Here is a 14,906-nt window from a genome sequence, read left to right as displayed (position 1 = left end):
GCGAACTGTTCTCGGACAAAGACTTCGCCGGGCTGTATCCGAGCAGGGGGAAGCCGGCGTGGTCGCCGAGCAGGCCGGCGTTGGTGTCGGTTGCCGTTCGCCGACTCAGGGAGTTCGAGCCTTCGATGTGCGACGGCGCCGGTATCACGGCCTGGCCAAGGCCCGGCCACAGCACCAACTCACAGCCACGGCGATGAACTTCCACGGTGCGCTCCTCGTCACCAGCCACGGGCGCGGTCAGCGGGCGCTGCTATGGAAGGGGCGGGGCGGTCGGATTCGAACCGACGTCCTCCGAGATGATGTCGCGGCGCACTACCTCTGTGCTACGACCCCGCCTTGCTGGTGATCATATCTCCGGTCCACGTCGATCGGCAGGGAATAAGCGGCGACGAAAGTTCTCGCCACCGCTCACCTGTTCGCGCTCCCGGTAACAACACGCATGCTGACGTGAACAGCCACCGCGCCTCGGCTCAGCGGACCGGATTCGCCAACAGTGTCTTCCCGTCCCCGGGGGGCAAGCCCCCGACCCCCGAAAGGATTGCGCGGTTCCCCGCGCCCCTGGTCAGGGGCACGGGCCCTCCGGCCTCTCCCTCAGAGCGTGACCACCACCTTGCCGTGGACGTGGCGGCCCGCCTGGAGTTCCACTGCCTCGCGAACCCGCTCGACGGGGAACGTCGCGGCGATCGGTACCGTGATCTCGCCCGCGGCGATCGCCGCGGTGACCTGTTCCAGGTCTTCCGGCCGCGCCTGGAAGCCGCCGGTCGGGCGCACACCGGCCGGTACGTCCGTGCCGGCGGCGATCGTGGAGATGCGCTCGGCGGGGACGCCGAGGGCGAGTGCCGCCTCGGCCGTCTCCGTGCCGAAGAGGTCGGTGGCCGCGCTCACGCCGTCGGGGGCCAGCGCGCGCACCCGGTCCTCCAGGCCGGGGCCGTAGGTGACGGGTTCGACCCCGAACTCCCGCAGGAAGGCGAAGGTGCCCTCGGAGGCGGTGCCGATCACCCGGGCGCCGGCCCGCCGCGCGAGCTGCACGGTGAGCACACCGACACCGCCGGCGGCGCCTCCGACCAGGACGGTGTCGCCGTCCTTGAGGTCGATCGCGGCGAGCGCCGCCACGGCGGTCAGCCCCGCCACCGAGAGGGTGGAGGCGACCTCGTCGCCGACCTCGTCCGGCGTGTGGTACAGCCATTCCGTCGCGGGATCGACCACCACGAAGTCGGCGACGGCCCGGGCGATCGCGCCCCCGTAGACCCGGTCGCCCACGGCGAACCCGGTGACCCCCTCGCCGATCTCGTCCACCACGCCGGCGAAGTCGGTGCCGAAGCCGGCCGGGAGGGAGAGGCCGAACCTCTCCGCCACCGGGGGCATCGAGGTGAGAGCCCAGTCCATGGGGTTGAGACCGGCGGCGGTCACGCGGACGCGGACCCGGCCGGCCTCGGCGTGCGGCTCCGGCACCTCGCGCCACCGCAGCACCTCGGGGCCCCCGAACGTCTCGTGTACAACGGCTCGGCTCATGACATACCTCCACGCATCGCGATCAGTGATGAGACTTGGTCCCATCACTGTACACCGCCACGGGACCAAGTCCCGTAAGCTGTGGCCATGGCTCGCTGGGAACCCAATGCCGCGCAACGACTCGCCGCCGCCGCGCTCGAACTGTTCGACGAGCGTGGGTACGACCACACGACCGTGCTCGACATCGCACAGCGCGCCGGGCTCGCCAAGAGCACCTTCTTCCGGCACTTCCCGGACAAGCGGGCGGTGCTCTTCAGCGAGGACCCGCTCACCGGGCCCCTTGTCGCCGCGATCACCGCGGCGCCCGCCGGCGCCACGCCGCTCGAAGCGGTCGCGCACGGTCTCGACGCGCTCGGGCGGGACATCTTCACCTCCGAGCGCCACGCCTTCGTCGCGCGCCGGCGCGCGGTGATCGACGCCCACGCCGATCTCCAGGAGCGCGAGGCCCTCAAGGGCCTGCATCTGACCGCGGCACTGACCCGGGCCGTCGCGAACCGCGGGGTGCCCACCCTCACCGCCGAGGTGGCCGCACAGCTCGGCGCGCTCGCCCTGACGACGGCGTACGAGCGCTGGATCGGGACCGGTGCCACCGAGGAGTTCGGTGCCCTCGCCCGGCAGGCGCTCGACGACGTGCGGGTCGCCACCGCCGGGCTGTGAGCAGCGCCGCCGGGCTGTGAGCAGCACCGTCGAGCTGTGAGCAGCCCCGCCGGCCTGTGAGCAGCACCGTCGAGTCGTAAGCAGCCCCGCCGGGCTGTGAGCAGCGCCGGCTCGCGTCGCGCCGAGACACCGCCCGGTTCCTCCCGAGACCTTCCGGACAAGTCCGGTTCGCCTGCCGTACGCCTTCTCCGTGTCTGATGAGCGGGCAGCCTGACGAGCAGGCAGTCATGAACGCGGCGGGTGCAATTCCGCACGTGTCCATTACCGTCTTTCCCCGAGTGCGCGCGTTCCGGACGTTTTTGGTGCTGACAACGTTGTCTCGCCCCTCTCGGCCGGGGCGTGCGCGGGTACCGCGAACGCTGGAGAGGTTTCGTGCCGATAAGATCCATAAGACCCCAAGTGCCCCCGCCCGGCCCGGCCTTGACGCCGCGCGCCCATCGGCGCCGCCGGCCGCTGCGGGCGACGGTCGCCGCGCTGCTCGCGGGTTCGCTCGGCCTCGCCGCACTGGTGAGCGGCGGCGGTACGGCCCTGGCGCTGCCCGGCGCGGCCGCCGCCGCGGGGTCCGCCAAGTCCGCCGGGACGTCCGGCGGTACGGACTACACGAAGCTCGTCGACCCGTTCGTGTCGACCGCCGGCGACGACGGCAACGACCTGCCCGGCGCCGAGGCGCCGCACAGCCTGGCCAAGGTCAACCCGATGACCACGCCGGGCCGCAACCACTCCGGGTACGACTACGACGAGGACCACATCGCCGGGTTCACGGCCACGAACCTGGACGGTGTCGGCGGCTCCGGAGGCGGCGGCGACCTGCTGGTCGTCCCGACCTCCGTGCGTTACGACAGTCGCCCCGCCGCGAGCAGTTACGCGCTCCCGTACAGCCACGACGACGAGAGTGCGACGCCCGGTTACTACCAGGTGGGCCTCGGCGCCCTCTCCGGCACCGGCTCGTCGGTGACGCAGGGCTCCGGGACCATCGACGCCGAGATGACGGCGACGACGCGCACGGCGCTCGAACGCTACAACTTCCCCGCCGGGTCGAACCCCCAACTGGTCCTCGACCTCGCGAACAACTACACCAGCCGCACCCGTTCGACCCTGAAGGCGACGACGCTCGCGGACGGGACCACCCGGCTCACCGGGCAGATCGCGGGGTCGTTCAACGGTGCCTCGTACCGGATGTACTACGCCGCCACCACCAACGCCCCCGTCACCTCCCTCAAGAGCTGGGGCGACGACGGCAAGCTGAGCGACGCCACCGCCCAGGACGGCACCGACACCGGCGCGGTCCTCGGCTTCGACACCTCCGCCGGTGACGACGTCGAACTGCGCATCACGCTGTCGCCGATCAGCGCCGAACAGGCCGTCACCGACCAGCGTGCCGAGGTGGGCGGCCTCAGCTTCGACCAGGCGCGGGCGCGGACGAAGGCGGAGTGGAACGACACCCTCGGCGCCGTCGCCGTGAAGGCGTCCGCCACCTCGGACCCCGGCTCGACGCTCACCAAGGAGTTCTACACGCACCTGTACCGCATGTACGGGCTCCCGGTGAACGCCACCAGCACCAGCGGCACGTACCGCGGTGTCGACGGGGCGGTGCACAAGGCGAACGGCTTCACGTACTACGACGGCTGGTCGACCTGGGACGACTTCCGCAAGTACTCCGTGGAGGCGTACATCGACCCGGCCACCTACCGGGACATGGTGCAGTCGGCCGTCCTGCTCTTCGCCGACGCGCGCACCGCGGGCAAGAGCCTGGGCAGCCTCACGCACTCGGTGCCGACCGTGCGCTGGGAGCGCTCGGCCGTGGTGATCGCCGACGCGCTGTCCAAGGGCTACAAGAACTTCGACCGGCTCGACGAGGCCTACCCGGCCCTGAAGTCGTACGTCGGCTACTACACGGGCACGCAGTTGCGGCAGGGCTACGTCGAGGGCGACCCCGGGACGACCGTCCAGCGCGGCTACGACCAGTGGGCGCTGTCCGTCATCGCCGACGCGCTCGGCAAGGACGCGGACGCCGAGAAGCTGCGCACCCAGTCGACGATGGCCATCGACAACCTCGTGAAGTCCGGCGCCTGGACGGCCGCCGACGGCACCAAGGTGGGCGTGCTCACCCCGCGCGCCTCGGGCGGCGACTGGCAGAGCGCGGACTACGAGAAGTTCGAGGCGGCCAAGCTCTACCAGGGCACGCTCTGGCAGTACCACTGGTACGACGCCTATGACATGGGCGGCCTGATCAAGGCCATGGGCGGCGAGAAGGCCGGCCGGGCCGCCGTCGAGCACATGTTCGGCGAGGACTCCGACGCCGACGACGGCTCGACCATGCTGCACTCCAACGCCAACGAGATCGACCTCCAGGCGCCCTACCTCTTCAACTACGTCGGCGAGCCGAGCCTGACGCAGAAGTGGGTGCGCGCCATCTACACCGGCACCACCTGGAACCGGTACATCGCGACCGGCTCCACCGGCGAGGCCCCCAGCTCCGGCGGCGAGTTCACCCCGCCGGTGAAGACCCAGGTGTACAAGCTCTCCCCCAAGGGCTTCCTGCCGACGATGGACAACGACGCCGGCACCATGTCGACCATGTTCGTCGCCGCCGCGCTCGGACTGTTCCCGGTGACCGCCGGGTCCAGCCAGTTCCAGATCGGCAGCCCGTTCTTCGACTCGACGACCATCACCTACGCCAACGGCACGAAGTTCACGGTGAAGGCCGACGGCGTCTCGCCGGACAACTACTACGTGCAGCGGGCGACCTACAACGGCTCCCGGTTCTCCAACACCTGGCTCGACTACTCGCAGATCATCTCCGGCGGCACCCTGAGCTTCACCATGGGCGCCAAGCCGTCGAAGTGGGGCGCGGACACCAAGCCCGCGTACTCGCTGAACACCGACGGCGGCGACACCGGCGGCGGCACGGACACGGGCAAGGGCGACACCGTCGTCTCCGCCCGCCCGGCCACCGTGAAGACCGCCGCGGACGGCACCGTCGACGGCAGCATCAAGCTCACTCTCGACGGGCGGGCGCGGTTCGCCGCGCGCAAGGGCACCAGTCTCACCCGGACCGGGGCGGCCTCGGTGACCGGTCTGCCGGGCGGCGTCACCGCCGACCTCCGGGTCACCGGTTCGCGCACGGCGACGCTGTCGCTCAGCGGCACCGCGAAGGTCGACGCACGGTTCGGCCTCACCTTCGCCGACAAGGCCTTCGCCCACCACGTCCCGGCCTCGTCGGTGCGCGGCGCCGGGGTGTCGGTGACCGACCCGCTCCTGCTCTCCGCCGCCGCGGTGCAGCGCGGAGATCTCAAGGCGCTCGTGGACCAGGCCGCCCTGGCGCACGGCACCCACTACTCCGACGGCTCCTACGGTCTGTTCCGGTCGGCGCTCGCACGCGCGCGGACCGTCCTCGCGGACACCGCCGCCACGACCGCCACCCTCATGGCCGCGCACGACGCGCTCCAGTCGGCCGTCGACACGCTCACCATCGACGAGGGCGGCTACGCCGTCCTCCAGGCCGAGGCCCCGGACGCCATGGAGGGTCCGAGCCTGGTGAAGGAGGCGTACTACTCCGACGGCGACCTCGGCGGTGTCACCGAGGGCGCGTGGGAGAAGTACGGCAAGCTGGACTTCGGCGGGGTCGCCCCGCACAGCGTCTCCGTCCGCTACGCCAACTCCCAGGCGACGACGGCGAAGCCGAGCAGTGTCGACCTCCACGCCGGTGACGCCGACGGCCCCGTGGTCGCCACGGTCTCCCTGCCCGGGACCGGCAGCTGGCAGAACTACACCACAGTGCGGGCGACCGTCACCGACCCCGAGGCCCTGCTGAACGCCTCGGCCGCGACCTTCGTCTTCCACGCTCCGTCCGGGCAGAGCTGGGTGTCGAACTTCGACTGGTACCAGTTCTCCCCGTACGACGTGTCCTCCTCCCCCACCACCACGCTCGCCACGCTGACCGCGGCCAACAGCACCACGACCGGCGACGGTTCGCTGCCGCTCAAGCTCTCGGGCGGCATCTTCGAGAACGTGACGAACGGCGCGTGGGCCGAGTGGCACGGCACCGATCTGGGTGACGGCGCCGACAGCGTGACCGTCCAGTACGACAAGCCGCAGTCGCGTGCCGCGTCGGACTCGCACATCGAGCTGCACCTCGGCTCGAAGGACGGCACGAAGAGCGTCGACATCCCCCTGGACTACACCGGTTCGGGCTGGGGCACCCTCGCCACCACGACCGTCCGGCTGGACCCCAGCGTCTTCACCGGCGTCCAGGACGTCTACGCCGACTTCGTCTCCAGCACCCAGACCTCCGACCGGCCCTACGTGGCCAACGTCCACGCGCTCACCCTGACGCAGAGCGCCGACGCCCCGGTGTTCTTCGACGCCACGGCGTTCGACTCGAACAGCGGCGGCGGACTCAAGAGCGAACCGGCCGGCTGGAGCGACGCGGGCTCGGCCACCGACCTCGGCGGCACCTACGACGGGGCGTGGCTCGACTACGGCGACATCGACTTCGGCCGCTCGGCGAAGAACACCGTCACGCTCACCTATGTCAACAACTCCGCGCGCTGCGGCACCGGTTCGGCCGTCCAGCTCTACCTGGACGACTTCGACGCGGCCAGCCCGGGCACGCCGTACGCGACGGTCCCGCTGCCTGTCACGGGCAGTTCGTGGTCGTCCGGCGGTACGACGAGTCTGACCCTGCCGAAGTCGATCACCGGCACGCACGGCGTCCACCTTCGGCTGACGACGAACCCGGACTCCTCGCACCCGTACGTCGCGAACCTGGGCCGGATCACCTTCAGTCACGTCGAGGCGCCCGCCGAGACGGACAAGGCCGCGCTGAACAAGGCGATCGAGCAGTACGCGGGGCTGTCCGACGACGCGGAGCGGTACGGCACCATCGACTTCGGGGTGTTCCAGCGCGAACTGGCCGCCGCCCGCGCCCTCGTGGACGCCGACGACGCGACCCAGCTCGAGGTGGACACGCAGACCCGCGGTCTCACCCTGGCGGCCAAGCAGCTCGTCCCGCTGCCGCGGCTGAGGCTGGACAACCTGGTCACCACCGCCTCGGCCCTGGTCGACGCGCGCTACACGGATGCCTCGTGGAAGGCGTTCACCGGGGCGCTGACCGCCGCGAGGACCGCGCTGGCGGACGAGGCGGCCGGGGACGAGACCCTCACCACCCGGTACAAGGCCCTCGACCACGCCATGTCCGCGCTCACCACCAGGCGGAAGACGGTGCCCGCCGCACCCGGCGCCGTGTCGGCCACCGTGTCCGGCACCAGCGTCAAGGTCGGCTGGTCCACCCCCGAGGACACCGGCGGCTCCCCGGTCACCGGCTACGAGGTCGTCCTGGACGACGACCACCAGGTCGAGATCCACGACCCGGACAGCAGGGCCACCACCTTCAGCCGGCTGCCCGCCGGCCGGTCGTACACGGCACGGGTCCGCGCGGTGAACGCGGTCGGCACCTCGCACGCGAGCGCCGCCACGGCGCCCGTGGTCACCGGCGACAGCAGGCCGCAGCGGCCCACCGTCACCGGTGTGCTCACCGACGGCAAGCAGGTCCGGGTGACCTGGAGCGCGGCCGGTGACGGCGGCTTCCCGGTCCTCGGCTACACCGTGACCCTGGACGACGGCGCCACCGCGCACGTGTCCGGCACGACGGACACGGCACTGCTCACCGCCAGGAACAAGGCCAAGGCCCACACGGCGACCGTCACGGCCCTCACCCTGGCGGGCACCTCGGACGCCACCACCACGGCCGGCACGACGGCGACCGCCGCCTCCGGCCCCGGCGCGTACGAGCCGTCCCCGTTCCCCGAGGACACACTCAACGCGGACTACGCGTCGGACGAGTGGCCGAAGACCGACGACGGCACGGACTACTTCGACCACCTGCTCAGCGGCTTCGACGACCTGCCGTCCAGCGTCCTGGGCGCCAACGAGAAGTCGCCCGCCGGCACCCCGCTCACCGCGGAGAACGACGAGATCGCCGTCCGCATCAACAACGCGGCGACCCAGAAGGAGGTGGACCGGGCCGAGGTCGACGCGTCGCACAGCGCCACCGTCACGATGGCCGACGGTCTCGGCTCGCGGCTCGGCACGCTCTACGAGGACGCGCTGAACGGCGGCCGACTGCCCAAGACCAGCGCGCTGTTCTCCCGCGTCACCAAGAACCTCGACACCCACGACGCCGCGAAGAACCACTTCGGCTATCTGCGGCCGTACGTGCGGCTCGGGTTCGTCGGGGACGGCGGCGACATCTACGAGTCGCAGGACGGCTCCTACAGCGGCCTCGCCACCAGCGGGTCGTACCCGAGCGGCCACACCTACGGCGGCTACGAGGCGGGCACCATCCTGGCCACGCTCCTACCGGAGCTGGCGCCGTCGATCCTCGCCCGAACCTCGGAGTACGGCGACAACCGGATCGTCCTCGGGTTCCACTACCCGCTCGACGTGATGGGCGGCCGCATCGGCGCCCAGGCCACCGTCGCGCACCGATGGGCGGACCCCGAGTTCGAGAAGCTGCTCACCCAGGCCCACACCGAGATCGAGAACGTGCTGCTCGCGCGGTGCGAGAAGGAGGGCTACGGCGACACCCTGACGGCGTGCGCGGGCGACCCGTACGGGGGTCTGAGCACGGCGCAGGACATCGACCTGTACACGCAGCGGCTGACCTACGGGTTCTCCCGGACGGGCGAGGCGGGGCAGGCCCTGAAGGCGCCGGCCGACGCGGCGGCGCTGCTGGTCACGGCCTTCCCCGGCCTCACCACCGAACAGCGCACCCAGATCCTCGAGCAGACGGCGACGGACTCCGGGTACCCGCTCGACCCGACCGGGGACGGCGGCGCGAGCTGGCAGCGGATCAACCTGGCGGCCGCGATGGCGGCGGACGTGGTCGTGAACGCCGACGGTTCGGTCACGGTGTCGAACTTCGCGGACGCCACCAGGGCGAGTGTCGCGGACGCCCGCGCGCTCACCGTGGACGGTGCCGCGATCGACGGGTTCGACCCGGAGGTGTCCACCTACGTCGTCGACTGGCCGAAGAACCGGCCGCTCCCGGCGGTCACCGCGGTGCCGGCCGAGTCCGGGGCGCGGGTGAAGGTCACCAGCGGCGGTTCCGTGCTCACCTCGGACTCGCCCCGGTTCACCACCCGGACGCTCACGGTGACCTCGGCCAACGGTGAGGTCACCCGGACGTACACCATCGGGTTCCAGCGCTCGGGCCACGACCACCGGCCCTACGTCTCCGGCGGTCACGGCGGTGGCGGCGACGGCCGGGGCTCCGGCGGCGGTCCGCTCTGGTCACCGGCGACGGAGTGGGCGGGACGGACCGGGCCGGGAAGGTGGTGACCACCCGGTGACCGCCCGGTGACCACCGCACCCGCCACGCCCCGCTGATCCGATCGCACCACGAGCCGCCGCCGTCAGGACGACACCATCGTCCTGGCGGCGGCGGCCGTTTCGCGTGCGGTGCGCGTACGGTCGTACGCTCCGGTCTGTACGATCGGGCCGCATGCCGGAGGACTACTTCGCGGGCGACCCCCGCACCCAGCTGGAGCGCATGCGCGCGGGCGACCTCTACCTCGCCGACGACCCCGAGATCGCGCGCCGGCAGCAGCGGGCGATGCGGCTCGCCGTCCGCTACCAGGCCGCCCACCTGGAGGGGCCGGAGGCGGCCCGGCCGGTGCTGGCGGAGCTGCTCGGCGCGGTGGGAGAGGGCGTCGAGGTGCGGCCGCCGCTCTACGTCGACTACGGCAGCAACATCACCATCGGCGCCCGTACCTTCGTCAACTACTGCCTCACCGCGCTGGACGTCGCGGCGATCACCATCGGCGAGGACTGCCAGATCGGACCGAACGTGCAGCTCCTCACCCCGACCCACCCGGTGGAGCCGGGGCCGCGGCGGGACAAGCTGGAGGCCGCGCGGCCCATCGCGATCGGGGACAACGTCTGGCTGGGCGGCGGTGTGATCGTCTGCCCCGGGGTGACGATCGGGGACAACAGCGTCATCGGGGCCGGAGCCGTCGTCACCAGGGACATCCCCGCGAACGTCGTCGCCGTCGGCAACCCGGCCCGGCCGGTGCGCGGCCTGGGCGAGGAGGGGGTGGCAACGAATGGCCACGGGGCACACTGACTCTGAGATGACGACCGAGCGCTTGTGCGTGCCACGGACGCCGGTCAACCGGTCGGTGTGGTCCGTGTCTTGACTGCTCCTTTGTGCATGGTGCGGACGACGAGCAGGCACAGTGCCGCGACGATGCCTGCGATGAGGAAGCCGGTCACGAAGGCCGATTCGTGCGGCACATCGGACCCCGAGGGGGTTCCGGCGGTGAGGAGCGCGCCGCCCAGCATGCCGCCGACGGCGGAGCCCAGTACGCGCGTCACGAGGATCAGGCTGGTGGCGATGCCGGTGTCGCCCTCGTCGACCGAGGAGGCGATGCTCGTCACCATGGCCGTCACGCACAGGCCGTTGGCGAGCGAGATCAGTCCCTTGCCGACGACGATGTGCCAGATCTCGCTGTGCACGGCCGACAGGGTGAGCATGGCGACGGCCATCATGACGGCCGAGGCGGTGACGATCACGCGCGGGCCGAACCGCCGTTCCCCGATTCCGCCGATCGGCCCGGCCAGCGTCGCGGCCACCGCGCCGGGCAGGAGGATGAAGCCGATCTCGGTGGGACTGGCCCCGAAGCCGTAGCCGTCGCCGGACAGGTCGAGCAGTTGCGGGACGAGATAGACCCCCATCGCGGTGCCCAGGCAGATCACGAACGTCACCACGCACGACTTCCAGATCACCGGCCGCGCCAGCATGCGCAGGTCGATCATCGGCGCGGACGCGCGGCGTTCCACGGCGATCCAACCGGCCACGAGGGCGAACAGGACGACGACGAGGGCGCCGAGGGCGAGCGGCTGGGAGCCGGCGTCGGGCGCGACGCCGAACACCAGCAAGAGCGTGACCAGGACGCCGCTCAGCAGGAGCATCCCGGGCCAGTCGATCCCGGAGCCGTCCGAGCGGCCCGGCGCGTCGGCCGGCATGAGCCGGTTCACCAGCAGGGTGAACCCCATGACCGCGAAGGTCGGCACCGCGAACATCCAGTGCCGGGAGAACGTCTCCGCCACCGGCCCGGCCGACAACAGCCCCACCATCGAGCCGCCCACGAACATCCCGCTGACCAGTCCGATGGCCGCCTTGGACTCCCCCGGTGGCAGGTGTTTGCGCACGACGATGAACGACAGGGGCAGGGCGCCCACCATCGCCCCCTGCAAGATCTGACCTACCAGCAGCACCGGCAGGTTGGGCGCGAGGGCGGAGACCAGTCCGCCCACCGAGACCACCGCCATCAGCCGGATCAGGACGCGTTTTCCGCCGTAGCGGTCGCCGAACTTGCCCGCGGCGGGGGTGATGAGCGCGCCGGTGACGGCGAGCACGATGTTGAGGAGCGCCCCTTCGGACGGGCTCATGTCCAGCTCTCGTTGCAGCAGCGGGAGCGTCGGCGAGACGACCGACTCCAGCGCGCCGGTGGAGATGGCCAGCATGCCGAGGGCCGCGACAGCGAGCCTCCCCATGCGGACCGGGGGAGCCAGGGGTGTGGTCATGGGGCTGGTCATGAGCTTCCTTTCCGTTGGGTCCGGTGGGTCCGGTGGGTCCGTTGGGTCCGGTGGTTCCGTCGGTTGCGGGCGAGCAGGGGCCGGGCGGGTGCGGGGTGCCGCCGCCCGCGGAGGGCGTCGGCGGCGCGGGCGGCGCGGGCGGCGCGGGCTCGCGGCCGTTCGTCATCGGGGAGGGGGCGGGTCCTGGCGCGGTGGGCGCGCGGCGGGCGCCGGCTGGTCGTCGGTCCGGATGGATGCCTGTCCGACGGTCCGGGCGGAGGCGGAACCGCCGGCCCGGACGGATACGGGACCGGCGTCCCCCGCGGGCGTGTGGCCGAGGGCGCTCACCGCCAGCACGATGAGCGCCGCCGCCACGACCGCGAGGCCGGCGTGCGCCCGGCACAGCAACGCGCCCGTGGCGGCGCCGAGGATGATGAGCGTGACGGCCGCGGCGCGCCGCAGGGCTCCCTGGGGGCGGGCTGCTCCCAGCCGGGAGTCCGCCGCGAGACCGGTGAGGGTGGAGGTGACGACCACGGTGGTGACGTCCTTCACGGCGAGGTGCCGGGCCGTCGCCGCCTGCGCGCCCATGGCCAGGGCGAGTGACGCGGCCGGCGGCACGCGGACGCCGTGGGTGCCCGTCCCGAGGACGGTCAGGCCGAGCGCCGTGGCGGCCAGGACCAGTCCGGTGCCGGCGAGCAGCGCCGTGCACCGGGGGGTCCAGCCGGGGGCGGCGGTGCGCAGCACCCTCCCGGCCGCCGCCGCGCCGGTCAGGAAGGACGCCAGCGCCACGGCCGGCCCGAGCACCGGCAGGCCGGCCCCGCCCGTGGCGGCCATCCCGAGGATGACCACGTTGCCGGTCATGTTGCCCGCGAACACCTGGTCGAGGCGCAGATATCCGACGGCGTCGACGACGCCGGTCGCGAAGGTGAGCGCGAGCATCAGGGCGGCAGGCGGCACCGGCCGCCGCGCCGGGCGGGCTGCGGCGCGGATGCGGGTGCCGGCGGGGGCTGCGGCGCGGGCTCCGGGCGTAGAAGTGTTCATCGCCCCGCCGCGTAGCCCTGGGCGCCGCGCGGGTTCGCCGCCGCGCTCAGGACGCCGCTTGCCGGATCGCGGGTGACGACCGAGAGCCGGCCCTGGCTCCACGGCCCGGAGACGGTGACATCGTGGCCGCGTGCGCGCAGCTCGTCGACGACTCCTCGGCCCGCCCTCTCCTCGATGACCAGGCCGCCCGGTGTCCAGGTGCGCGGCCAGAAGGAACTCGGTACGGCGGTGGTGTGGAAGGCGGGCGCGTCGATCGCCTCCTGCGGGTCGAGGCCGAAGGCGAGCGTGCGCACGAGGTAGATCAGCTGCCACTGGTCCTGCTGGTCGCCGCCGGGTGTGCCCAGGGCAGCCACGGGAGTGCCGTCGCGCAGCAGGAGCGTCGGGGTCAGTGTCGTACGCGGTCGCCGCCCCGGCGTCAGGCGCGAGGGCGCGGCCGGGTCCAGCCAGGTCATCTGGAGGCGGGTGCCGAGCGCGAAGCCGAGTTCCGGTACGGCGGGTGAGGATTGCAGCCAACCCCCCGACGGGGTCGCGGAGATGATGTTCCCCCAGCGGTCGACGACGTCGATGTGGCAGGTGTCGCCGCGGGTGTCCCCGGTCTGCTGCACGGTGGGTTCGCCCACGCCGTCGGTCCGGACGGCGTGAGCGCGCCGTACCAGCGGCGGTATGTACGGCCGGATGCCGATGTCGCCGGGCCGGAACGCGGTGGACGCGGTCGCGCCGATCAGCCCGGCGCGCTCCTTGCTGTACCGGGGGGACAGCAGCCGGGCCAGCACGTCCTCGGCGTCCGCCGGATCGAGATGGCCGTAGTACGCCTCCCGGTCGGCCATGGCCAGCTTCAGCGCCTCGGTGATCGTATGGATGCCCTCGGCGGTCGACGGATCGATCCGCTCGTCGTCGAAGTGGTCGAGCAGGGTGAGGGCCTGGAGGAGGACGGGACCCTGGGACCACAGGCCCGCCTTCGCCACCGTGGTCCCGCGGAACTCCGCGGTGACGGCGGGTTCGAGACCGGGCACGAAGTCCTCGAGGTCGGCCTCGGTGATCACTCCGGCGTGGTCGCTGCCGGAGGAGTGCCGGTGCGGCAGGGCCGCGAACTCGGCCACGGCGGCGGCCACGAACCCCGTGCGCCAGGCGCGCCGCGCGGCTTCGATCCGCTCCGCCCGCGTCCCCCCGGCACCCGCCGCGACCAGCCTGCGCAGCGTCCGGGCGTAGACGGGGTTCAGCAGGGTCCCGTACGGCCGCGGGACGCGCCCTTCGGGCATCCACAGCGCGTACGACGTCGGCCAGTGCGTACGGAAGAGGTGCTCCACCGTGCCCAGGACGCGCGCCAGTTGGGGTACGACGGGGACGCCGCGCTCCGCGTAGTCGACCGCGTAGGCGAGCACGTCGGCGAGTTCCCAGGTACCGAACTCGGACAGCAGCCGCAGCCAGGAGTCGACGGCGCCCGGAACGGCGGCGGCCAGGGCGCCCGCGCCGGGGACGTGGTCGAGCCCTTCGGCGCGGAAGTGCTCGATGGTGGCCCCGCGGGGGGCGTGGCCCTGTCCCGCCAGGACGCGCGGCGCCGGGTCGGCCGCGGTGGCCAGGACCGCGACGAGATCACCGCCGGGGCCGTTGAGGTGGGGTTCGGCCACGTGCAGCACGAAGGCGCCCGCGGTGGCCGCGTCGAACGCGTTGCCGCCTCGCTCCAGCACGGACTGGGCCGTCGCGGACGCCAGCCAGTGCGTCGACGCGCACATGCCGAACGAGCCGCGCAGGGTGGGGCGTGTGGTGTGAGGGGGAGCATCCGGGGTCGGTGAGGGGTGTTGACCGGACATGGGGGTCACATTCCGTTCTGGTGGCGGCAGGTGGTGGGAGGGGTCGCATGAGATGGCGGGGGTGGCGGGCGGCATGGCCGAGGTGCCGTCGGGTTCCTTGGGGTGCCAGGGGTCCCTTGGGGTGCCAGGGGTCCCTTGGGGTGCCAGGGCTTCCTTGGGGTGCCAGGGGTTCCTTGGGGTGCCGTGCGGCAGGAGGAGGCCGGGCAGGTGAGTGCTCGGGGCCCCTGAGGGCTCGTGGGAGGGGTGGCGTCCAAGGCCCCCGTCCCAGAGCCCCTTGAACGCTCGGGGCGCTCGGGGCACCCGGGG

7 protein-coding genes are annotated in these 14,906 nt (G+C 72.4%); 3 read left to right on the top strand and 4 right to left on the bottom strand.

The genetic code is table 11. The features are described 5' to 3' along the window. Positions 1 to 591: 591 nt before the first annotated feature. Complete coding sequence (locus IO29_RS01655) at positions 592 to 1,512, bottom strand: NADP-dependent oxidoreductase (protein ID WP_030377199.1); 921 nt, start codon at positions 1,510 to 1,512, stop codon at positions 592 to 594. 87 nt (positions 1,513 to 1,599) lie between these two features. Between IO29_RS01655 and IO29_RS01650 the strand changes: the two genes are divergently transcribed. The 3 genes from IO29_RS01650 (at position 1,600) to IO29_RS01640 (ending at position 10,294) form a co-directional block, all read left to right on the top strand. Next, on the top strand, positions 1,600 to 2,169 hold the full coding sequence (locus IO29_RS01650) for a TetR/AcrR family transcriptional regulator (protein ID WP_030377198.1): 570 nt from the start codon (positions 1,600 to 1,602) through the stop codon (positions 2,167 to 2,169). Positions 2,170 to 2,541: 372 nt separating this feature from the next. Continuing rightward, entirely contained in the window at positions 2,542 to 9,510 is a 6,969-nt protein-coding gene (locus IO29_RS01645; RefSeq protein WP_030377197.1) for a glycoside hydrolase domain-containing protein, read from the top strand. Positions 9,511 to 9,673: 163 nt separating this feature from the next. Next, positions 9,674 to 10,294: a sugar O-acetyltransferase gene (locus IO29_RS01640; RefSeq protein ID WP_051707128.1), complete on the top strand. Its 621-nt coding sequence runs from the start codon at positions 9,674 to 9,676 to the stop codon at positions 10,292 to 10,294. Between the two features lie 44 nt (positions 10,295 to 10,338). On the opposite strand, the gene IO29_RS01635 is transcribed toward IO29_RS01640, so the two are convergent. The 3 genes from IO29_RS01635 to IO29_RS01625 all read right to left on the bottom strand — a co-directional run bounded on the left by IO29_RS01635 (position 10,339) and on the right by IO29_RS01625 (position 14,600). Then, positions 10,339 to 11,757, bottom strand: coding sequence for an MFS transporter (locus tag IO29_RS01635; protein WP_030377195.1), 1,419 nt, complete (start codon positions 11,755 to 11,757; stop codon positions 10,339 to 10,341). A 174-nt stretch (positions 11,758 to 11,931) separates the two neighbouring features. Further along, positions 11,932 to 12,687: a YoaK family protein gene (locus IO29_RS01630; RefSeq protein ID WP_051707127.1), complete on the bottom strand. Its 756-nt coding sequence runs from the start codon at positions 12,685 to 12,687 to the stop codon at positions 11,932 to 11,934. 98 nt (positions 12,688 to 12,785) lie between these two features. Further along, on the bottom strand, positions 12,786 to 14,600 hold the full coding sequence (locus IO29_RS01625; RefSeq protein WP_030377193.1) for a gamma-glutamyltransferase family protein: 1,815 nt from the start codon (positions 14,598 to 14,600) through the stop codon (positions 12,786 to 12,788). Positions 14,601 to 14,906: the final 306 nt, after the last annotated feature.

Source organism: Streptomyces sp. NRRL F-6676 (assembly GCF_000725625.1).
Classification (GTDB): domain Bacteria; phylum Actinomycetota; class Actinomycetes; order Streptomycetales; family Streptomycetaceae; genus Streptomyces.
This window is presented reverse-complemented; position numbering and strand designations above follow the sequence as displayed.